Source organism: Chloroflexaceae bacterium (assembly GCA_025057155.1).
In the GTDB taxonomy this organism is placed as follows: domain Bacteria; phylum Chloroflexota; class Chloroflexia; order Chloroflexales; family Chloroflexaceae; genus JACAEO01.
On the sequence record JANWYD010000012.1, the window covers coordinates 1 to 21,670 of the forward strand.

18 protein-coding genes are annotated in these 21,670 nt (G+C 64.6%); 4 read left to right on the forward strand and 14 right to left on the reverse strand.

Translation table 11 applies throughout. The features are described from left to right. The 9 genes from NZU74_12245 to NZU74_12285 all read right to left on the reverse strand — a co-directional run. Positions 1–227, reverse strand: a 227-nt coding sequence (locus tag NZU74_12245) for a GTP-binding protein (GenBank protein MCS6882094.1), incomplete at its 3' end; no start/stop codon positions are given. Between the two features lie 102 nt (positions 228–329). Continuing rightward, positions 330–1,250, reverse strand: a complete 921-nt coding sequence (locus NZU74_12250; GenBank protein MCS6882095.1) for a class I SAM-dependent methyltransferase — start codon at positions 1,248–1,250, stop codon at positions 330–332. 57 nt (positions 1,251–1,307) lie between these two features. Next, on the reverse strand, positions 1,308–3,416 hold the full coding sequence (gene fusA, locus NZU74_12255) for an elongation factor G (protein MCS6882096.1): 2,109 nt from the start codon (positions 3,414–3,416) through the stop codon (positions 1,308–1,310). Positions 3,417–3,522: 106 nt separating this feature from the next. Continuing rightward, positions 3,523–3,996: a 30S ribosomal protein S7 gene (rpsG, locus tag NZU74_12260; protein MCS6882097.1), complete on the reverse strand. Its 474-nt coding sequence runs from the start codon at positions 3,994–3,996 to the stop codon at positions 3,523–3,525. A gap of 138 nt (positions 3,997–4,134) precedes the next feature. After that, positions 4,135–4,569, reverse strand: a complete 435-nt coding sequence (gene rpsL, locus NZU74_12265) for a 30S ribosomal protein S12 (GenBank protein MCS6882098.1) — start codon at positions 4,567–4,569, stop codon at positions 4,135–4,137. A gap of 423 nt (positions 4,570–4,992) precedes the next feature. Next, the gene (gene nfi / locus NZU74_12270) at positions 4,993–5,682 is read right to left on the reverse strand and encodes a deoxyribonuclease V (protein MCS6882099.1); all 690 of its coding nucleotides are present in this window, start codon (positions 5,680–5,682) and stop codon (positions 4,993–4,995) included. Further along, positions 5,645–6,259 (reverse strand): sulfite oxidase-like oxidoreductase, encoded by a 615-nt coding sequence (locus tag NZU74_12275; GenBank protein ID MCS6882100.1) that lies wholly within the window; start codon positions 6,257–6,259, stop codon positions 5,645–5,647. The genes nfi and NZU74_12275 overlap by 38 nt, the downstream gene beginning before the upstream one ends. A 392-nt stretch (positions 6,260–6,651) precedes the next feature. Beyond that, on the reverse strand, positions 6,652–9,741 hold the full coding sequence (locus tag NZU74_12280; GenBank protein ID MCS6882101.1) for a WD40 repeat domain-containing serine/threonine-protein kinase: 3,090 nt from the start codon (positions 9,739–9,741) through the stop codon (positions 6,652–6,654). A 187-nt stretch (positions 9,742–9,928) separates the two neighbouring features. Next, complete coding sequence (locus NZU74_12285; GenBank protein ID MCS6882102.1) at positions 9,929–11,317, reverse strand: FAD-dependent oxidoreductase; 1,389 nt, start codon at positions 11,315–11,317, stop codon at positions 9,929–9,931. Between the two features lie 317 nt (positions 11,318–11,634). Here NZU74_12285 and NZU74_12290 point away from each other — a divergent pair, with 317 nt between their 5' ends. The 4 genes from NZU74_12290 to NZU74_12305 all read left to right on the forward strand — a co-directional run bounded on the left by NZU74_12290 (position 11,635) and on the right by NZU74_12305 (position 16,766). Next, positions 11,635–12,762, forward strand: a complete 1,128-nt coding sequence (locus tag NZU74_12290; protein MCS6882103.1) for a hypothetical protein — start codon at positions 11,635–11,637, stop codon at positions 12,760–12,762. Between the two features lie 859 nt (positions 12,763–13,621). Beyond that, on the forward strand, positions 13,622–14,248 hold the full coding sequence (locus NZU74_12295; GenBank protein MCS6882104.1) for a TlpA family protein disulfide reductase: 627 nt from the start codon (positions 13,622–13,624) through the stop codon (positions 14,246–14,248). Between the two features lie 186 nt (positions 14,249–14,434). Continuing rightward, the gene (locus NZU74_12300; GenBank protein MCS6882105.1) at positions 14,435–15,643 is read left to right on the forward strand and encodes a pyridoxal phosphate-dependent aminotransferase; all 1,209 of its coding nucleotides are present in this window, start codon (positions 14,435–14,437) and stop codon (positions 15,641–15,643) included. A gap of 100 nt (positions 15,644–15,743) precedes the next feature. Next, positions 15,744–16,766 (forward strand): bifunctional ADP-heptose synthase, encoded by a 1,023-nt coding sequence (locus tag NZU74_12305; GenBank protein MCS6882106.1) that lies wholly within the window; start codon positions 15,744–15,746, stop codon positions 16,764–16,766. Positions 16,767–16,981: 215 nt separating this feature from the next. Here the strand turns inward: NZU74_12305 and NZU74_12310 are convergent, their stop codons facing one another. The 5 genes from NZU74_12310 to NZU74_12330 form a co-directional block, all read right to left on the reverse strand. Beyond that, complete coding sequence (locus tag NZU74_12310) at positions 16,982–17,344, reverse strand: STAS domain-containing protein (protein MCS6882107.1); 363 nt, start codon at positions 17,342–17,344, stop codon at positions 16,982–16,984. Positions 17,345–17,467: 123 nt separating this feature from the next. After that, complete coding sequence (locus NZU74_12315; protein MCS6882108.1) at positions 17,468–17,929, reverse strand: ATP-binding protein; 462 nt, start codon at positions 17,927–17,929, stop codon at positions 17,468–17,470. Next, complete coding sequence (locus NZU74_12320; GenBank protein MCS6882109.1) at positions 17,926–18,384, reverse strand: ATP-binding protein; 459 nt, start codon at positions 18,382–18,384, stop codon at positions 17,926–17,928. Before NZU74_12320 ends, NZU74_12315 begins: the two co-directional genes overlap by 4 nt. A 378-nt stretch (positions 18,385–18,762) precedes the next feature. Further along, positions 18,763–20,316, reverse strand: coding sequence for an acyl-CoA carboxylase subunit beta (locus NZU74_12325; protein ID MCS6882110.1), 1,554 nt, complete (start codon positions 20,314–20,316; stop codon positions 18,763–18,765). A 436-nt stretch (positions 20,317–20,752) separates the two neighbouring features. Then, positions 20,753–21,514: a WecB/TagA/CpsF family glycosyltransferase gene (locus tag NZU74_12330; protein ID MCS6882111.1), complete on the reverse strand. Its 762-nt coding sequence runs from the start codon at positions 21,512–21,514 to the stop codon at positions 20,753–20,755. Between the last annotated feature and the right edge of the window lie 156 nt (positions 21,515–21,670).

A 21,670-nucleotide genomic window follows, 5' to 3' on the forward strand; every position in this document is an offset into this window, starting at 1 on the left:
TGGCGCGCGTCGGTCTGGTACTCGACGTGGCGAATGGCGATGGTGATGCCGCGGGCCCGCTCTTCGGGGGCGTTGTCGATCTGGTCGTAGGCCATAAACTGGGCCGCGCCCTTGAGCGCGAGCACCTTGGTGATCGCCGCCGTCAGGGTCGTCTTCCCGTGGTCCACGTGCCCGATCGTCCCGACGTTCACGTGCGGCTTGGTCCGCTCAAATTTCTGCTTGGCCATAATCTGTCCTTGTTTGCTTGCGGCTCGCGCCGTAGTCATTCTCAGGCACGAACCAGCGTATTCTCCGGAGGGGCATACCCTCGCAAACACCGAAATCTTCTATCAAGAATAGCCCTGATGACGCCTCTGATCCAGCGACGCATGGCTGGACCAGCAGGCATACAGGGCCGCCGGAAGCAGGCGCTGGCGCTGCCGTTCGGGCAGCACCAGTTCACCGACGCTGGTGGTTCCTCGGCGCCCGGCCAGGGCCGCGTCGAGGAGGTTCCCGAGGGTCAGCGCCGACATACTGGTGGCGTAGGCGCTGATAAGCACTCCAAGCGGCGCGTCGCTCAACAGGCTGGCGACCTGCGCCACCAGGGCGGGCAGGTGCTCGTGCAGGCGCCAGATCTCTCCTTTTGGCCCCCGCCCGAAGACGGGCGGATCCATCAAAACCAGGTCGTAGCGATGCCCGCGACGGATCTCGCGCGCCACGAACTTGCCCACATCATCAATCAGCCAGCGGATGGGCCGTTCACCTAGATCCGACAACTGCTGATTCTGCCGGGCCCAGAGAACGGCCGGTCGCGAGGCGTCTACGTGGGTCACACGGGCGCCGTGCGCGGCGGCATAGAGGCTGCTGAGCCCGGTATAGCCAAAGAGCGCCAGCACGGTCGCCTCAGGCCGTGAGGCGACCTGCGTTTTGAGCCAGGCCCAGTGGGCACTGTGCTCAGGGAAGACCCCGGTGTGGCGAAACGGGGTCAGGCGCACCCAGAACCGCAGGCAGTCATAGCGCATCTGCCACTGGTCGGGCAGGGGGCGGCGCTGCCGCCAGACGCCCGGCCCCTCGTCGCCGCCCCGGCTCTTTTCAAAGACCGCATCGGCGCGCTGCCACTCGCGCTCCGGCAACCCGCGGGGCCAGAGCGCCTGGGTCTCTGGCCGCACGAGGGTATACGGTCCAAAGCGTTCCAACTTTGCGCCGTCGCCCGTATCGAGCAATTCATAATCGCTCCATTCGGGCGGGGCCAGGAGGCGCAACTCCTGCATCACCTCACGTGAAGGAAGCGCGCTGCCGCACAGGAAGGCGTTCTCTTCACGCTCCTCTCAGTTGGCGCCGCGCTTCTCGATAATCTCTTTCGCGAGCGCCTCGGGCAGCGGTTCATAATGATCGAACTCCATAGACGACGTAGCCCGGCCCTGAGTAGCGGAGCGCAGATCGGTCGTATAGCCGAACATCGTGGCCAGGGGCACATAGGCGCGCACCACCTGGGCGTTACCCCGCGCTTCCATACCCTCGACGCGGCCACGGCGCGCGTTGAGATCGCCGAGCACAGTGCCGAGGAAGTCCTCGGGCGTGGTCGTCTCGACCTTCATAATCGGCTCGAGCAACTGGGGGCGGCCTTTGCGCACGGCGTCCTTCAGGGCCATCGAGGCGGCGATCTTGAAGGCCATTTCCGACGAGTCGACCTCGTGGTAGGAGCCGTCGTAGAGGGTCGCCTTGAGGTCTACCACCGGGTAGCCGGCGATGACGCCGGTCTGCATCGCTTCTTTAAGCCCCTGTTCCACCGCGGGGATATACTCCTTCGGAATGACGCCGCCCACGATGGCATTGGTGAACTCGAAGCCCGCGCCAGGGGCATTCGGCTCAAATTTGATCTTCACGTGGGCATACTGGCCCTTACCGCCGGTCTGTCGCACGAAGCGGGTCTCGACATCCACCGGCTGGGTCAGAGTCTCGCGATAGGAGACCTGCGGTTTGCCCTGGTTGGCCTCAACCTTATACTCGCGGCGCATACGGTCAACGATCACCTCCAGGTGGAGTTCACCCATGCCCTTGATGATCGTCTGACCCGTCTCCGGATCAGTATAAACTCGGAAGGTGGGATCCTCTTCCGAGAGGCGGTTGAGGGCAATGGCCATCTTATCCTGGTCGGCCTTAGTCTTGGGCTCAATCGCCAGTTCGACCACCGGCTCAGGGAAGCGAATGCTCTCGAGCACGATCGGGTGATCGGGATCGCAGATGGTATCGCCAGTAAAACTGTTCTTCGGGCCGACCATGGCGGCGATGTCGCCGGTGTAGACCTCTTCGATATCCTCGCGGTGATTGGCGTGCATTTGCAGGATACGACCAAGCCGCTCGCGCTGCCCGCGGGTGCTGTTGAGCACGTAGCTGCCCTTGGCGATCTTCCCGGAGTAGACCCGGAAGTAGGCCAGCTTGCCGACGTAGGGGTCAGCCACGATCTTGAAGACCAGGCCGGTAAACGGCGCATCGTCGCTCACTTCGCGGGTGATCACCTCCACGCCCTCATCGCCAAGGTTCTGGCCGGGGAGCGTCCCCTGGACAGCAGGGCGATCAAGGGGCGAGGGCAGGTACTCAACGACCGCATCGAGGAGCTTCTGCACGCCCTTGTTCTTCAGGGCGGCGCCGCAGAGCACCGGCACGAGCTTGCCTTCGATGGTAGCCTTGCGCAGGCCGCGCTTCAGTTCCTCGACGCTGAGTTCTTCTCCCTCAAGGTAGAGCAGGGTCAACTCATCATCAGTCTCAGCGATGGCCTCGACCAGTTCAGCGCGAGCCTTCTGGGCCGCTGCGACCAGATTGTCAGGAATCTCCACCTCGCGGATATCCTTGCCCAGATCATCAAGATAAACGGTGGCTTTCATGGTCAGCAAATCCACCGTGCCCTTAAAGCTATCTTCGGCGCCGATAGGCAACTGAATAACCGCAGGCTTCGCGCCGAGGCGGCTGACAATCATCTCCACGCAGCGCTCAAAGCTGGCGCCGGTGCGATCCATCTTGTTAACGAAGCAGATGCGCGGCACGTTATACTTGTCGGCCTGGCGCCACACCGTCTCAGACTGAGGCTCCACGCCAGCGACGCCGTCGAAGATCACCACGCCGCCGTCAAGGACGCGCAGGGAGCGCTCCACCTCGACCGTGAAATCCACGTGGCCGGGCGTATCAATAATGTTGATCCGGTACACCGTATTCCCCAGCCGCCACTGAGCCGTGGTCGCCGCCGCGGTGATGGTGATGCCGCGCTCCTGTTCCTGGGGCATCCAGTCCATCGTCGCGGTGCCCTCGTGGACCTCGCCGATCTTGTAGGTGCGCCCGGTGTAGAACAGGATGCGCTCGGTGGTCGTCGTCTTGCCCGCATCAATGTGGGCAATAATGCCGATATTGCGTACTTTGTCGAGTTCAAACTGGCGTGGCATACCCGTCACTTGCTCCTGGCAGTCGAGCAACCGGTGAAGGTTGCTTGCTGGTATCTCGCTTCTCTTCTCTCTCCCCGTCTGCGAGGGCGCGGCGGGCAGCCTGCCCTCACAGCCGACCGTAGTGGGCGAAGGCGCGATTGGCCTCCGCCATCTTATGCACATCTTCTTTGCGCTTGATGGTGCTGCCCGTGTTGTTATACGCGTCAACCAGTTCAGCGGCGAGGCGTTCGTACATCGGGCGGCCGGTGCGGCTGCGCGCCGACATGAGCAGCCAGCGCATCGCCAGAGCATAGCGACGGTCGCTTTTTACTTCGACCGGCACCTGGTAGGTGGCGCCGCCGACGCGCTTGGGCTTCACCTCAATCGAGGGACTGGCGTTACGCAACGCCTGTTCAAAGACCTCCAGCGGCGGCTTTTTGGTGCGCTCCGCGGCCAGGTCGAGCGCAGTGTAGACGATGCGCTCGGCCACGCTCTTCTTGCCCCGTTGCATGACCTTGTTGATAAACTTCTGCACCAGCACGCTATCATACCGCGGGTCGGGCGGAATGACGCGTTTTTCAATATTTCCACGGCGAGGCATAGCAACGTTCCTTCATGCGCCTGCGCCGGAGACCCGGACGCTCCGACGCGCTTCACTCAATGCCTATCTTACGAACCCGCCACCAGCATATACGCCGGGCCCCGCTTGCACGGATGCGTTCCCCCGGGCGGTCGCCCGTCAGCGCTTCTTGGCAACCGGCTGCGCGCTGCGCTTGGTGCCGTACTTCGAGCGGCCCTGCTTGCGCCCGCTGACCCCCTGGGTGTCGAGCGTTCCCCGAACGATGTGGTAGCGCACCCCGGGCAGGTCCTTGACGCGGCCGCCGCGAATGAGCACCACCGAGTGCTCCTGGAGGTTGTGCCCCTCGCCGGGAATGTACGCCGTGACCTCAATCTGGTTTGAAAGCCGAACGCGGGCGATCTTGCGCAGCGCCGAGTTGGGCTTCTTGGGCGTGACGGTGGAGACCTTTGTGCACACGCCACGCTTCTGGGGCGAGCCTTTGCCGCGCGTCAACTTCCCTTTGAGTGAATTGTACGTAAAACGCAACGCCGGGGCCTTGGTCTTTTTCTCTACTGGCTTGCGCGGCTTGCGCACGAGTTGATTAATGGTCGGCATCCAACACTCCTGGAGCTCAGGCGTCTCTCCCGTTAGACAAAATAATATCCGGGCCGCCCTCTGGTCGTAGCACTGGCTACGCCTTAGAGTGGGCCGGTAGAACACACACTAATACGGCACACGCGAGCAGCGCGGCGATACTGAAGTATAGCACTCGCCGGGAGGCTTGTCAAATTGCGCCGCGCGGGACGTACAGCAAATCCGGCTCCCATGGGGGTATGGGCCGGCTGAGCCGGCCCATACCCCCCGTAAAGCAGCAGCGCCTACCTCTGTAATTAGTCTGTAAAGTAAGTTTCCTGGCATTTCCGCTCCCCTCCCGGCCTCCCCCCGTTGGGAGGAGGAGCCGGCCGCCCTCCTCCAGCAGGGGGGAGGGTTGGGGAGGGGACGGGAGTTTAGCGAAAGACTTTGTTTACAGACGAATAATTATAATTTGCCGTGCGATGCCAGGTTGTGGGCGCAGCGGATGGGTTCGGGCAGGCGGTAGCGGGTGACCAGCCGCAGCGTCAGTTCGACGCTGCTGTCCAGGCCCACGCGGTGGCCAGGCGAGACGTAGACCGGCTTTACCCCAGGGCGCGTCCGCAGGACCCAGCCGATCTGTTCGCGCTGGTGCACCAGGGGCGTGCGAGCGCCGCGCGCATCGGGCACCGGGGCGTGCGTTCCAACCAGCAGCGACTTGGCGCAGCCGATGGCCGGCAGGCCGCTGAGCAATCCCAGGTGGCAGGCGATGCCGAAGCGCCGGGGATGGGCGATGCCCTGGCCATCGCAGATCAGCAGGTCGGGAGACGCGGGAAGACGGGCGAGAGCGTCGAGAATGGCCGGGGCCTCGCGGAAGGAGAGCAGCCCCGGCACGTAGGGAAAGGCGACGGGGCGCCGCGCCAGGGCATGGGCGATGGGGGCGAGAGTCTCGAAGTCAAGCGCCACAACGGCGGCGCGGGCGACTTCCCCGTTTTCCTCGAAGCCAACGTCTACGCCGGCAACCGTCCGCAAGGGGCCGAAATCGTCGGCAAGCAGCACCTGGCGGCGCAGGCGCTCCTGAAGAGCCACGGCTTCATCAATGGTTTCGGGCCAGAGGGGCTCAATCAGCGTAGCGCTCCTCTTTCCAGGGGTCAGCATTGTTATTGTAGCCGTAGCGTTCCCAGAAGCCGAGCTTGTCGTGGCTGAGGAACTCGATCCCGCGCAGCCACTTGGCGCTCTTCCAGAAGTACTTGCCGGGCGTGAGCAGCCGCAGCGGGTAGCCGTGCTCAGGCGTCAGTTCCTCGCCCTCGTACTTGTAGGCCAGGAGCGCGTCGGGATGCAACAGCACTTCGAGCGGCACGTTAGTGGTGAACCCTTGCTCGCAGTGCGCCAGCACATACTTCGCGGTCGGTTTCAGCGAGGGAATATGTTTGAGAAACTCGCTGAAGCGCACGCCTTCCCAGCGGGTGTCAAGCTTGCTCCAGCGGGTCACGCAATGAATATCGGTCACCACCTCGACGGTGGGCAGGGCGCGGAACTCGGCGAAGCTCAGCCGGGCGGGCTGTTCGATTTCACCCCACACCCGCAGATCCCAGGTGTTTTCAACGTCGTGGTAGTGAGGCACCGAGCCGTAGTGCAGCACCGGAAACTTGTCGGTGACATACTGGCCGGGGGGTACGCGCCCCTCTAACCCTCTGGGGGTGCGGTCGTGTTTCTGTTTAAAAATGTCAAACATTTCCGGGTTCCTTCTAGTTTGATGGCTGCCCAAGGGGAGGGTCCGGGAAGGCTGCGCCTTTCCAGTATAGTCCCTATTTTATCGCAGGTCGGAAAGAGATGCGAGGAAACCGGTTTTCTCCACGCCCCTGCCCGACGGTTCTCAGGTGCAGGGTGTTCCGAGCGAGAAGCGGTTTTCGGCATTCCAATGCGCTTACGATCCTCACCCCCCCGCCCCCCTCTCCCGCGCGCGGGAGAGGGGGGCGGGGGGCGTCCCAATGCCCCGGATGGCGCGTGCGACGCGAGGATGCGCCGGAACACCCTACACCTGAGAACTGCCCGACGGGGAACCGGCAGTCGCGCAACCCTCGTGGCTGCGCGCGGGATTCAGGAGAGCCGCGCCCTCCCTGGATCTCATTCGACCGGTTCGAGCAGGAACACGCCACGGTCGCGGGTGGCAACCGCCACCTGCGACCCGTCGGAGCGAAAGGCGATGGCGAAGACGGCGCCTCCGTCGGTTGCAAAGTGACTCAATCGCTCACCTGTGGCGGTGTTCCAGAACTCCACCTCGCCGCTCAGGGCGCCGGTTGCCAGGACCGAAGCGTCGGGTGAAAAGGCGAGGCTGAAATACGAGCCTTGTTCCGACCCCGCTTGCAGGCTGCGCACCTCTTCGCCGCTCGAGGCTCGCCAGAGCTTCAGAGCGCCATCGGTGCTGGCGCTGGCGACCAGGTCATCGCGGGCAGCTACGTCAATCGAAGTAACCGGCGCGCCGTGGCCGCTGAAGGTGGAGCGGCGCTGGCCGTTCTGCGTATCCCAGACGATGAGCAGGGGACGATCAGAGGGTTCGTTGGTGACCGCGACGAGCGAACTCCCGTCACGGTTGAAGGCCAGGGCGGCGACCGGCCCGCCGATGCCGCGCAGGGTGCGCAGGCGCTCAAAAGTGCGCGCGTCCCAGAGGGCCACGTCGCCGCGTTCGTTGCCCGCAGCGATCAGGCGCCGGTCGCGGCTGACGACGACGCTGAGGGCAAAGCCGTCGAGACCTTCCAGCGCGCGAGGTTCGACGCCGCCGGTCAGAGCGACGACCATCACCTTGCCGGAGTCGTTCACCACGACCAGTTGGGTATCGCTCAGAAAGCTGAGGTACTGGCTGGTCGGGGCGCCCCCGCTGAGGGCGATGGCGCGCCCATCTTCGAGCAGGTGCACCCGAATGGAGCCATTGATCCCGCCGGTAGCCAGGGCCTGGCCCGAGTCGGAGTAGCTCAGAGCGGTGACGCTGCCCTGGGCGAGCAAGGCCATCTGCAACATCTCCTGGCTATTCACGTCCCACAGGGTGACGCTGCCGCTCATATCGCTGCTCGTAGCGATCCGCTGGCTATCGGCGCTCCAGCTCAGGCCGAGGAGGCGCAGGCCCTGCCGCTGCAAGACGCCGCGTTCCGCGCCCGAGGCGGGGTTCCACAGGTGCACGGTGCCATCAAGACTGGCGCTGGCGAGCAGCCGCCCGTCGGGGCTGAAACTTACGCCGCGGATGACCACCCAGCCTTCGTGACCCTGCAACTCACGCTCGAGCTTGCCGGTGCGGGCGTCGAGCATGTAGACGCTGCCGCTGACCGAGCCGACGGCCAGTTGCTGCCCGTCGGGGCTGAAGGCGATGCCCGTGAGCCAGTAGGGAGCGCCGGTTGCGGGATTGGTCGGCGCGGTGTAGGCGAAGCCATCGCGGGGGGCGCCGCTGTCCACGTCCCAGAGACGAGCCGTACCATCGCGGGAGGCCGAGACCAGGCTGGACCCGTCCGGGCTGAAGGCGATGTTGCCGAGAAAATCGGTGTGGCCCTCAAGGGTGCGCAAACGCCGGCCGCTGGACACATCCCACAGCATGATTGTCGTATCAGTGCTGCCAGAGGCGAGGATGCGCCCGTCGGGGGAGAAGGCCAGACTGCGGATCCAGCCGCTGTGGCCGCGCAGGCGGCGCAGTTCCTGGCCGGTGCTTAGATCCCAGAGGATGATCTCGTTCTCGTCCTGAGCGCCGGAGGCGAGAAGTTGCCCGTCGGGGGAGAAGGCCAGGGCGCTGATGTCGCCGTTGTGGCCGGTAAGGGTGCGCCGGGCTTCGAGGCTCTCAGGATCGCGCAGGTGGATGGCGCCGCCAACGCCGACGGCGAGGGGGCCATCTCCGGGGGCGAACTGCACAGCGCCAACCGAGGCGTCTTCAAGCTGCGCGGTCTGGGTAAAGACGGCGCTCTCGGCCAGGAGCGGACCGGACGGCGCGGTGGGGGCCGCGGCGCCCTGGGCCCCGGTCCCGCTGGAGGCGGAACCGGCGTTCCCGGCGGGAGAGGTGGCGATTGTGCCGCCGCTGGAAAAGAATGGCAGTGATGCGCCGGGGTTGGCGAGCAACCAGGCCAGGGCGGCGCCGACCAGGCAGACGCCCAGCGCCAGCACCGTAAGCAGGGCGACGATAGCCACCAGACATCCCGTGCTCAAACGTGGAGCGGTTCGCGGCGGAGCGGCAGCGGGCGCGGCCTGCCAGCCAGCGACCTGGCCCTGCGGCGTCACCGGCTGGCCAGGTTGGGGCGCGCCCGTCCAGATCGGAGGGGGCGCAGGCGGCGGCGGCCCTGCGGGCGCGATCGGACCGGCAGGGCTTCCCGCCGCAGGCGCACTCACGCTTGCGGAAGCCGAGCCAGGCGGCACGACCCTGTAGGACTCAGCCGGCTCGCTGGCGCCGAGGGGTCGCCCGGCCATCAGGCGCACTGTATCGAGTGCCCGGCGCATCTCGCGGGCCTGCTGATAACGATTGGCCGGTTTCATCTCCAGGGCGCGCAGCACCAGTTGTTCGGCGAGCGCCGAAATGCGCGCATTGAGAATGCGGGGGGCGTTTAGCGGCGCACCTGCCTGGCGCTGCGCCGACGTGGGCGGCGCCCAGCCGCACAACAACTGGTAGAGAACCGCGCCCATGGCGTACAGATCGCTCGAAGTCGTCAACTCAGCGCGGGGGTCGTTCAACTCAGGGGCGCGGTAGGGTGAGGGTTCGGCGCCGAGGGGACGCACCAGAGGAAAGGGGGCCAGAAACAGCCCGCCGTCGAGCGAGGACCATAGATCGGTGGGGCGCAGATCGCCGATGAGCAGCGGCGGAGCGTGCCCATGCAGCACCTCCAGCGTGCCCAGCAGCCGGTCGAGGTAGTTAAGCACCTCGTTTTCGGGCAATGGTCCGCCCCGGTCACGGGCGACGCGGTCGAGATCCTGGCCGCCAGGATCGTCGGCAACCAGGTAGTAGGTCAGATCACGGGCGAAGTGATCGCGCAGGCTGAGTAAACCGGGGGCGACAACGCGGGCGACCTGCTCGGCAAGGGCCCGGGCGTCGGCGAGGGCGCTCTCTGAAGGTTGGGGCAGTTCAGCAATCATGACGCGCAGCGATCCCTGCGCGTCGATGGCGCGGTAGAGCACGCAGTCGGGACGCTCTTCGACCACGTAGGTGATACGATAGCGGTCGTTGAGGATGGTCTCAGGAGCGAGCATGAACACCTCGGAAACGGTATGGCGCCTGTTCGAACACCTCCTGGGAGAGGGTCCGGGCGGGCCTGGCCCTCCTGGAAATCCCGCTGGAGGAGGACATGGAAACCCGGTTTCCCCACGCTCCTGCCTGATGCGAAGGGCCTGACCCTCCCGGAACGAAGTCGAATAACCAGGCTATGCAAACAGGCGTTTAATCGGCGGCGACCACCTCACGAGCAGGGGTAATGACCCCGCGGGCCACCGCGTCGGTGATACGCTCCACGCACTGCTTCGCGCTGATGGTAGCGCCTTCGATGGAAGCCAGGAAGTGCTGCCGGGTGTAATCGCCGGCCAGAAAAAAATTGCTCACCGGACTGGCCTGGTCAGGACGATACTTATCCACGCCGGGCAGGGCCTGGTAGACCGAATTGGGAATGCGCACAATGGTGTGCTTGAGCAGGCGCGCCTCGCGGGCCACCGGGTGCAGACGCACGAACTCCTGCATCACGCATTGTACCAGTTCATCGTCGGGCAGGGTGATCAACTTCTCGGCAGGAGCGACGACGAACTGCATAATGCTTTTACCACCCCGATGATACTCCGGCGCAACCATGGCCATGTCGGCGTAGACGCTCAGATGGGTGCCCGCGCTGAAGAGCAGGTTATCCACTCCGGCAATCTGCCGGTCAAAGAAGAGTTGCATGGTAATAACCGGCGCGCCCTTCAGGTGCTTGAGGTTGTCGAAGTAAGGAAACTTACGCCAGGCAGCGGGAAGCACCTTACGCAGACTGTGCACCGGCATCGCCGAGACGTAGATGTCGCCAGTGACCAGGCTGCCATCGTCCATCTGGAAGCCGGTGACGCGATTGGCGGCTTCATCATACTCGATGCCGACCACCTTGCGCCCGAGTTCCACGCGGCTCCCATGGGCCTCGATCTGCCGCATCAGCGGGCGCCAGATATTTACGTCGGGCGAGCCTTTGACCAGGGCCATCATCGGGGCCTGCTTTTCGTGAGCAAAGTGGAGCATAGCCGTCAGGGGCAGCTTGGCCGAGACCTTATCGGCGGGCAGAAAGTTCAGCGCCAGGCACATCGTGTGCATGACCTCATCGAGGGAACGCTGGCCCATCCCGTGGCGCAGGTGCCATGAAGCATACGTCTCATCGTCCTGCTGGTCAACGTACTGTTGATCGCCGAAGATCGGGCGCAACAGCCCCAGGCCCATGCGCAGCTTGTCGCCGAGGGATAGCGGCTTGAACCTCGCTACTCCAGCCAGCCCGTTGAACGGCGGAGGCAGCCAGGGCACAAAACGGATAGCGGCCAGACCGTGCCGCTCCGAGGCGAAGATCATCTCGGCGGGCTTCCAGTTAAAGGTATCGCCCAGACCGTAGCGGTTCAGAAAATCAAGCAAATGGTGATAGGCGCCAAAGAACACGTGCAGACCCGACTCGATCCAGTCGCCGTCGGCGTCCTGCCATGCCGAGACCTTCCCGCCGGGCACATCGCGCTTCTCAAGCAAGACAACTTCGTGGCCCCGTTCGACCAGCGTGCGGGCCGCAACGAATCCCGCCGGGCCGGCGCCAGCAATAACCACACGCATTGCAGGTGCTCTTTCGCATACAATATGAATCCGACCTGTACCGTTATAGCACGGGTTGAACAAACGGCGCAAGGCAGGGGTGGGGAAACCGGGTTTCCCCACGCCCTTCCAACCGGCGCCGGACCGCCCCGGCGCCATCCCCTGGGCGCAGGCGCCGTGAACCTGGGGGACTCTGCGCCCCTATGACCTTGCCGCATCAAAATGGGACAAAGAGTTTTCCTGGGAGGGTCTCGACCTCCCAAAGCCTCCGATAATCGGATAAAGTAGCGTTTGTCTCAGGAGGGCCTTGACCTCTCAAACCCTCTAATGCGGAGCTTATGTTCACCTCGCGCCAGATCCCGCTACTTCTGATCATCGCGCTCATCCCGCTCCTGGGCCTGCAATTCTTCGGCCCGCGGCTGCCCCGGCCCATGAACCTGCCCGCGCCGCAGACGGTGGAGACCCGTAACCCGCTGATCGGCGTGCACACGCGCCTGACCGGGGTCGGCGACGAGGCCTACATCCGGCGCACCCTGGAGCAGGTGCGCGAGATGGGCGCCCCCTGGATCGTCGAACTGTTCCCCTGGGCCTATGTGCAGCCCCGCTCGCGCTACGGCTACGACTGGGCCGGCGCCGACATGGTCATCGCCCACGCCCGGCGGCAGGGGCTGACCGTCGTGGCCCGCCTCGACCTGGTCCCTGCCTGGGCGCGCCCCCCGCGCACCACCGACCGTTACCTGGACCCCGAGCACTACGCCGACTACGCCGCCTATGCGGCCGCCTTCGCCGAACGCTACCGCCCGCTTGGCGTGCGCCACTTGATCATCTGGAACGAGCCGAACCTGCGCTTCGAGTGGGGCGAGCGCCCGCCCGACCCGGGGGCCTACGCCGCGCTGCTCAAGGCGGTCTACCCGGCGGTCAAGGCGGTCGTGCCCGACGCGATCGTGATCGCCGGCGCCCTCTCGCCGGGCGGCGCCCTCGATGGCGGGCAGACACGCATGGACGATATGCAGTACCTGGCCTCGCTCTACGACGCCGAGGCCGGCCCCTTCTTCGATATGTGGGCCGTCCACGCCTACGGCGGCCAGGAACCACCCGACGCGCCGCCGGCCCCCGAGAAGGTCAACTTTCGCCGCATCGAACTGGTGCGCGCGCTGATGGACCGCTTTGGCGACGCGGCGAAGCCGATCATCGTCACCGAGGGGGGCTACAACGACCATCCGCGCTGGCAGGCCGCCGTGCGCCCCGCTGACCGCATCCGCTGGACGATCGCCACTTACGAGCAGGCGCGCAGCTACCCCTGGCTCGAAGCCGTGGCCCTCTGGCAGTTCTCCGCCCCCTACGCCACCCGCTCCTACCCGGACGCCTGGAACTTTGTGGCCCCCGATGGCACACCGCGGGCGATCTACGACGCCGTGCGCGAGTATGCGCGGGGGAGGCAGGGGATTGGGAATTTTGGATTTTAGATTTTGGATTTTAGATTTTGGATTTTGGGTTTGATGGGGCTGGTGCGGATGCTATGATTTTTAGCGTGGAGGGGGGAGGGGTTTGACTTGCCGCCTGTCCTCGGCATTCTCTGCGTTCTCGGCGGTGATTTCCAGTACACTTGACTTGTTGGCATATGCGAAACAGCTATGTGTCAGGTAATCGGATTTTCACTTCCCCTTGTCGCCGATGGTATGGCTGCGGTGCTATACTTTCGCTTAGCAACACTATACCCAACCCACTTCAAGTTCCAGAGCCTGGCCCAGTGTCAGGAAACATGTTCGGGCATCAGTGCTCTGGTCTTCTCCTCCCTTTCCCGCCAGGCGGGAGAGGGGGTTCTCAGGTGCAGGGTTTTTCGAGCGAGAAGGGGTTTTCGGCATTCCAATGCGCTTGCGATCCTCACCCCCCGCCCCCCTCTCCCGCGCGCGAGAGAGGGGGGAGTTGGACGTCCCATTGCCCCGGATGGCGCATGCGAGGCGAGCAGGCACCGGAAAACCCTTCACCTGAGAAGCGTGGGAAACCGGGTTTCCCCACACCCCTGCTCGAGGGAAGGGTCGGGGCAGAGTCGCGCCCGGCAGCGACCGCCATGCCGTCGCGCCCGGGCGCGACGAATGGTATAATCTCGTACTGGTTGGGGCGAAAAACCTCGCGGCCCCCCGTTGGGCCGAAAAATCTCTCACCTACCGGACAACCCGGTCTTCCCGGCGCGCCGTGAGCCGGAGGGTTTCCGCCCCCCGACCTCGCCGGTCCGGCACACCTGTGGGGTTCGGGTTATCTGCAAAACGAGCATGATATTTCGTGCGAGGGCTTCGCCCTCCCAGCTCCTCCTGTGAGGAACGTATGCGCCCGATCTCCAGTGTTGCATTGATCACGCTGATGACCGCACTGCTTGTGACGGGTTGTAGCGCGGGGTCCGGCAATACGAGCCGCGGGGTCGCCATTGGCCAGCCGCTGCCCCACGCCGAGTTCACCACCGGGCGCGGCGAGCGGGTCAGTGTGGCCGATCTGCGGGGCAATCCCGCAGTGATCAACTTCTGGGCCACTTGGTGCGCGCCGTGCCGCGAGGAGATCCCCGTGTTGCAGGCCGCGCACGCCGCGTATGGCCAGAAGGGGGTGGCCTTCCTCGCCGTCACCGATGAACTGCCCACCACTGTGCGCCCGTTTATGGAGCAGATCAATATGACCCTCCCGGTCTGGTACGATCCCGGCGGTCGCGCCGGACAGCGCTACGCCATTCAGAGCATTCCCACCACCTTCTTTCTCGATGCCGAGGGACGACTGGTGGCGCGCCATATCGGCGCGTTGACCCGCCGCCAGCTCGAAGCCTACCTGCAGCAACTCATGGCGGAGCGCCAGGAGCAGCGGGAGACCCCTCCCGGCGATCCCCCTCTGCCGACGCGCATCCCCGCCCCCGGCGGCGCCGATACGGTTGGCTGGCGGCGCGCCGAACCGTCCGCCACATGGTAAGGCCCATCGGAGATATGGGGAAACCAGGTTTCCCCATACTCCTGCAGACGGCAGCCAGGCGCCGCTCCTCACCCTCCCCCGCCTCGCTGCGCTCGGCGCCCCTCTCCTGCTCCACCGTTGGTGGAGCGGGAGGGGGAAGGGGGAGGGTGAGGACCTCAAACCTGAGAAGCAAGAGGAGACTCCGGCATGTCCTCCCAACCGCAGTACCGCCTGGCCCGGCGCCTGGCCCAGCTCGAACCGTCGGCCACCACCGCGATGAACGCCCGCGTGCAGCAGTTGCGCGCCGAAGGCGTCAAGGTGATCTCGTTCAGCGTCGGCGAACCCGACTTCAACACTCCCGAGCCGATCAAGGCCGCCGCGATTGAGGCGATCCACAAGAACTACACCCACTACACCCCGGCCGGCGGCATCGCCGAGTTGCGTAAAGCCGTGGCCGCCCGCGTCAGCGAGGACCAGGGGCTGACTTACGGCGTCAACCAGGTGACGGTGACGACCGGAGCCAAGGAGGCGCTCTACCTGGCCTTCCAGGCCCTCTGCGACGACGGCGATGAGGCGATCATCCCCGCCCCGTACTGGGTTAGCTACGTTGAGCAGGCCAAACTGGCGGGCGCGGTTCCCGTCACGCCCATGGCGACCGAGGCTACCGGCTTCAAGCTCACCCCCGAGCAGTTGCGGGCGGCGCTCACCCCCCGCACGCGGCTGATCGTCCTCAACTCGCCCTCGAACCCCACCGGAGCGGTGTACAGCGCCGAAGAACTCCAGGCCCTCGCCGAGGTGATCCGGGACAGCGAGGCGCTGGTGATCACCGACGAGATCTACGACGCCATCAGCTACGTGCCCTACGCCAGGCTCCTGCGGGTGGCCCCCGACCTGGCCGACCGCACCCTGGTGGTAAATGGCGCCTCCAAGGCCTACGCGATGACCGGCTGGCGCGTCGGCTATGTGGCCGGGCCGCAGGCGATCATTACGGCGATCAAGGATATTCAGAGCCATTCCAGCACCCATACCGCCTCGATCTCGCAGTACGCGGCCCTGGCGGCCTACACGCCCAACCCCGAGCTTGACGAGACGGTGCGCGAGATGGTCGCCGCGTTCCGCCGGCGCCGCGATTTGATTCTGGAACTGCTCGCCGAGATCCCCGGCGTCACCTGCAATGTGCCCGATGGGGCCTTCTACGTCTTCCCCAATGTCAGCGCTCTCCTGGGGCGGCCGCTCACGAACGGCATCGTGTGCGACAGTAGCGACGCCTTCAACAATTACCTGCTCGACCACGCCCACATCGCCTGCGTGAGCGGCGAGTCGTTCGGCGCGCCGGGCTTTCTGCGGCTCTCCTACGCTACCAGCGAGGAGGAAATCGTTGAGGGCATGCGGCGCTTCCGCGCCAGCCTGGGGTGAAGGAGGGCCATAGCGCTGGCTGCGCTAATGCTTCGGTCTTACAGGGCGAGGGCCTGCTCATCACGTGCGCCTGGACCGGTCATGTGACAACCTGGTTGTAATGGACAGTCTTTCGCGGAGAGAACCGCGCCCTCCCACCGCCCTCTCTCTGGCCGCGCTGGTCCCGCGCCTGGCGGGGCGGCGCGTGCTGGTTATCGGCGATCTGACCCTCGACGAGTACCTGTACGGACGGGCCACGCGGCTCTCGCGGGAGGCGCCGATTCCGGTGCTGGAGTTCCTGCGGCGCGAGGTGATCCTGGGCGGGGCGGCCAATCCGGCCCGCAACATCGTGGCCCTGGGCGGTTTCGCCACCCAGGTGGGGATCGTCGGCGCGGACAGCGAGGGCGAGCAGGTGCGCGCGCTCTGCGAAGCAGCGGGCATTGACGCCGCCGGGCTGATCGTCGTTCCCGAACGGCCCACGACGCGCAAGACGCGCATCCTGGCCGATGAGGCGCCGCGCCTGCCGCAGCAGGTGGCGCGCCTTGATCGGCTGGAACGCGCTCCGCTGGGGCCGGAGGACGAGGCGCGAGTGGTGGAGATGCTCCACGCCCTTGTGCCCGGGCACGCGGCGGTGCTGTGCTCTGACTACCAACTGGGGTTGTTGACGCCGCGGGTGGTGCGAGCGGTCCGGACGCTCTGCCAGGCGCATGGGGCGCTCTTCTGCGTGGATGCCCAGGGCAACTCGCACTACTACGCCGGGGCCGACCTGTTTCGCTGTAACAACCGCGAAGCCGAGGCGGCTCTGAACCAACCGCTGCGCAGCGAAGCCGACTTCCAGCGCGGGGTTGGCCGGCTGCGCGCCGAGTTGAACGCGCGGCTGATCATGGTGACCCGCGGACCTGAGGGTTTATCGCTGGAAGGTGATGAAGTGGCTTACACTCGCGTGCCGGCGCTGCAGATCAGCGAAGTGTACGACACGACCGGGGCGGGCGATACGTTTGTGGCCGTAGCGACCCTGGCGCTGGCCGCCGGCATTGCGGCGCTTCCGGCGGCGCAACTGGCCAATGCCGCCGCAGCGCTCGTCGTGCGGCGATTCGGCAACGCCGTGGTTACGCCCGAAGAGTTGCGCGACGCGCTGGGGTGAACTCAGACCCTCACGGGTTTAACCGGTCACCGCAGAGGGCGCGGAGAAGCGCGGAAGGTTTGGTAACGTTCATCCTCTGCATGCTCCGCGGTAAACCTGAACAAGCACACCCGATTTCCTTCCATTCACATCGGTCCCGACGGAAGAGCAAGTTATACCAATCCTTGTCACTACACATCAACCGCTATAAATCCAAAATCCAAAATCCAAAATCCTCATGACCGGGCTTTAAACGCCGCCAGGGCCTCCTGCTCATCCTGATAAATCTCGGCGTACTGGGCCAGCCCGACCATGCGGAAGATTTTCTGGAAATGCTGTGAGAGACCGCTGACGGCGAGTTTCTGATCGTTCCGGGTGACCTCGGTTACAATCCCGATCAAAATAGCGATCCCGGCGCTATTAATGTAATCATTCTGGCGAAAGTTCAACAGCACGTTGCGCGCGCCCTTGCTCGTCACCTCGCGATAGGCGTTATTGATCTTCTCCTCGGCAAAGGTAGTGACATCACCGGAGAGATCAATAATGGCCACCCCATCGCGCTCACGGGTGCTGACCGTCAACTCATCTTCAAGCATCATAACGCCTGTCCTCCCTCCCCTGGCCGCCAGCAACTCAGTGGCGTCCACTTGTCCGACATCAACGGCCGGGGCTACGCATCGCTCCCTTCACGGACTGCGCAGCGCTCCGCTCCGCGTCGCGCATCAGCCGGGCAGGCTGTGCCCTGCCTGGCGATGAAACGCGAAACGAAACCGGTTACCCGGCCCGGACCATGGCACAAAACCGGCCTCGTCACACAACTGGCTGATGAGGATCAGACCCATACCGCGCAACGACCCCCGGCCGGCCACCTTCTCGCCGATGCTGAGCGGCGTAGCGCCAGCGGTATACTGGCGCACTCCCTGGTCAAGCACTTCAACCACCAGACGCTCATCCTCGACCCGGCAAAAAATCTCCACGCGCAGGCCCGGATCGAGCGAGTTGCCGTGCTCCATCGCATTGATGCAGGCCTCGCACAGGACCGTCTTGAGATCCTCAATACGGTCAGAGGGGAGGCCGAGACGACGGGCAAATGCAGCAACCGCATCGCGAGCGATCACTTCATAGCCAAGCTCGCTGGGCAGAGAAAGTTCAAGACTGGCGTAAGAGCAGGCAGAAGCGCTCATTGCTCGAGATGGATCACCATACGTATCTGGTTGCCCCCGCTTGGCGCGGTAGAAAACTCGACTTCGTCCATCAGTTCGCGGATCAGCCATATACCCCAGCCGCCCTTATCGTTTTGTTCCAGGACCTCTTCAATAATCGGGCGGCGGATGGCCCGACTCTGGTCGAAGGGCTTACGCCCCTGGTCGGACACATCAACAATCAGCTCCTCGGCGCGCGCAGTGAGCAGAACGACGACCTTCGTGGCCGCATCGTATTCGTTGCCATGCTCAATGGCATTCGTTACTGCCTCGCTGACCGCGGTTTTCAGGGACTCGACGCGATCAGGCTGAAACCCCATCCGGCGGGCCAGCGAGGAGGCGGTATCCATTGCGACACGCTCGTAACCGAGCTTACTCGGCAGTCGCAGTTCGATCACTCGTTCGACTGGCTCGCGCAGAGGAGTTTCGCCACTCATGCGTCTAAGTTCTACTGCTGAATAGCAGCTCAGATGGCCAACTGCCGGGGCGCAGATGTAAGGGGGCTGTGCGGGCCTGTGGCCCTGGCAAGTCTCCTGGTTCTGGCACGAGGCCAGTGTTGCTGCAATACCGGTGAGAGCCGAGGACCATCCCGCACCGAAAGGCGGGCAGACGAACAACAAATAGCGTGTAAGATACACGCGATCTGTTGGGAATCATAGCACAGGGAACGAAGGCGACGCAATAGGACGGACGTTCGAAATGTTGCGTTGATGGAACGTCTCCGAGGCAAGTCCCGGAGACGTTCCATCAGCCCTGAGATTGAACGACGATGGAGGAAGAAGTCTGCAAGCGCCGGCCCCTCCCGCTTCTCCAGGTTACAGCGGAATGTTCCCGTGTTTGCGCGCAGGCATGCTCTGGCGCTTGGTGCGAGCGATGCGGAGGGCGCGGATCAGGGCCGAGCGCGTCTCCCTGGGTTCGATCACGGCGTCAATATAGCCACGCTCGGCGGCGACATAGGGATTGGCAAAGCGGTTCTGGTAATCCTCGACCAGTTCAGCCAGGCGCTGCTGCGGGTCGGCGGCCTCGGCAAGCTCTTTGCGGAAGATGATGCGCACGGCGGCGTCCACACCCATCACGGCAATCTCGGCAGTAGGCCAGGCGAAGTTAAAATCGGCGCGGATATGTTTGGAGGCCATCACATCGTAGGCCCCGCCGTAGGCCTTGCGGGTAATCACGGTGAGCTTGGGCACGGTGGCCTCGCAGTAGGCGTAGAGCAGCTTGGCCCCGTGACGAATGATGCCGCCGTACTCCTGCTGCGTGCCCGGCAGGAAGCCCGGCACGTCCACGAAGGTCACCAGGGGGATGTTGAAGGCGTCGCAGAAGCGCACAAAACGCGCCCCCTTGACCGAACTGTCAATATCCAGCGTGCCGGCGAGATGCATCGGCTGGTTGGCGACCACGCCGACGGCATGGCCATCGAGCCGGGCGAAGCCGATGACAATGTTGCGCGCCCAGAAGGGCTGCACCTCGAAGAACTCGCCGTGATCCACTACCGCCTCGATGACCTGAACCATATCGTAAGCCTTGCGCGGGTTATCGGGGATCAGGGTCTGCAGATCCTCCTCGGCGCGTTCGGGATCATCGGTGGGGGGGATGGAGGGCGGGTCGTCCATGTTATTCGACGGAATGAACGAGAGCAGGGTGCGCAACTGGTCGAAGCATTCGTCCTCGCTATCGGCGGCGAAGTGAGCGACGCCGCTGCGGGTGTTGTGGGTCATCGCTCCGCCCAGTTCTTCAAACCCCACTTCTTCTCCGGTAACCGTTTTGATCACGTCCGGGCCGGTAATGAACATCTGGCTGGAACCCTTAACCATGAGGATAAAATCGGTCATGGCCGGAGAGTACACGGCTCCGCCAGCGCAGGGGCCGGCAATAATCGAGAGTTGCGGGATTACGCCGCTGCTGATCACGTTACGGTAGAAGATCTCGGCATAGCCGCCAAGACTGACGACCCCTTCCTGAATGCGCGCGCCGCCCGAGTCGTTGATGCCGATGCAGGGCACGCCCATCCGAAGGGCCAGATCCATCACTTTGCAGATCTTCTCGGCAAAGACCTCGCCCAGACTGCCGCCAAAGATGGTGAAATCCTGGGAGAACAGGCAGACCGGACGCCCATCAATGGTGCCGTGACCGGTAATCACGCCGTCGCCGAGGGGTTTGCGCCGTTCCATGCCAAAGGCGGACGTGCGATGGACGGCGAAGGCATCCAGTTCGACAAACGATCCGGGGTCGAGCAACCGGTCAATCCGCTCCCGCGCAGTGAGCTTGCCGCGTTCGTGTTGCTTCTGAATGGCCTGGGGATCGCCGGTCAGCACCTGCTGGCGGCGGCGGCGCAACTCTTCGATCTTCTCGGCAGTCGTCTGGGACATAGAACTGCTCCTTAGCAGAGACTACGAACCTATCCAGATAACCAGGTTATCAGATGACGTTCTGGAAGGGCGTAGCCCTCCCAGACCCACCCCTTTCCATTCCCCACGATGCTCATCTGGCGATTGAAACCGCGCCTGCCCAGGCTGAAGCCGGCTATTCGCACCGATGAATAACGGCGACTACACAGCAAGATGACCGGCCCTCCGCCCCCCATGCGCGACCTATGGTTAAGAAATAAACCCGGTATAGCCCGCGCAGGCGGGCTTCCCATCGGCAGCCCGCGGCTTCGGCCGCCGGGCTGCCGGGAGAATGCCCGTTCATATGCTTCTTCGTCATCAGTCGCCAGCCGCGGCTGCCCTTACAACCTGATGCGACACGCGGGTAATGCATAGGACCCTCACGGAGGGTCAGGAGTCATCGGGCGCGCAGGCAAGTTTATCCTCGGCGCCCCCGCGTCACCACGGCCCAGGCAAAGCGGGGCACGGCATCAACAATGCGCGGCCAGCGCTGAGGCTGTTGCAGAAGACGATAGAACCACTCCAGCCCCGCGCGGCGCATCCACGCCGGGGCGCGCGGCACGCGCCCGGACAAATAATCGAACACGCCGCCCACGCCAATCGCCAGCGGAACGTTCAGATAGGGCTGGTTGCGGGCGATCCAGATGTCCTGGCGCGGATGCCCGTAGGCCACCAGCAGAATATGGGGTTGCGCCGCGACGATCAATTGGCGCAGGAACGGCTCGTGACGCGGATCAGGCGAGCCGTCGAAGGTTCCCGCGATGATCAGCCCCGGATAGCGGCGCTGGAGGGCCAGCGCTGCAGCCTGCGCCACGCCGGGGGCCGCCCCGAGCAGAAAAAGCCGGTAGCCGCGTTGCGCGCTCAGGGCGGCGAGGCGGTGCGTCAGCTCCACCCCCGTGACGCGGCCTCGCAGCGGCGCACCCAGGTAGCGTGCCGCCAGCAACAACCCCACCCCGTCGGGCGTGGCCAGGTCGGCATCCTCCAGCGCCGCGGCAAAGACCGGATTGCGCTGCGCCTCGATGACGAACTCCGGGTTCACGGTGACGACCTGATGCCGCCCGCCGGCGCGGATCAGCGCGTCGGCGAAGAGCACCGCTTCATCTTCGGTGACATCGTCAATGCGCACCCCGAGAATACGCACCGAGCGCCTCACGCCGGCCGGCGCTGCTGTTGTCGCCATGATGCACCGTCCAGTTACAACCGCTAAGACATGGCTTCAGCAGACCAACACCTGCATTACGGTCGCGTTCCGCTTGCCCTCCCTGACCCTCCTCCGCCTGGGGCGGGATCAGGCGGAGGCCGGGGGAGGGGCGGAACCCTGCAAGCGGGACCGTAC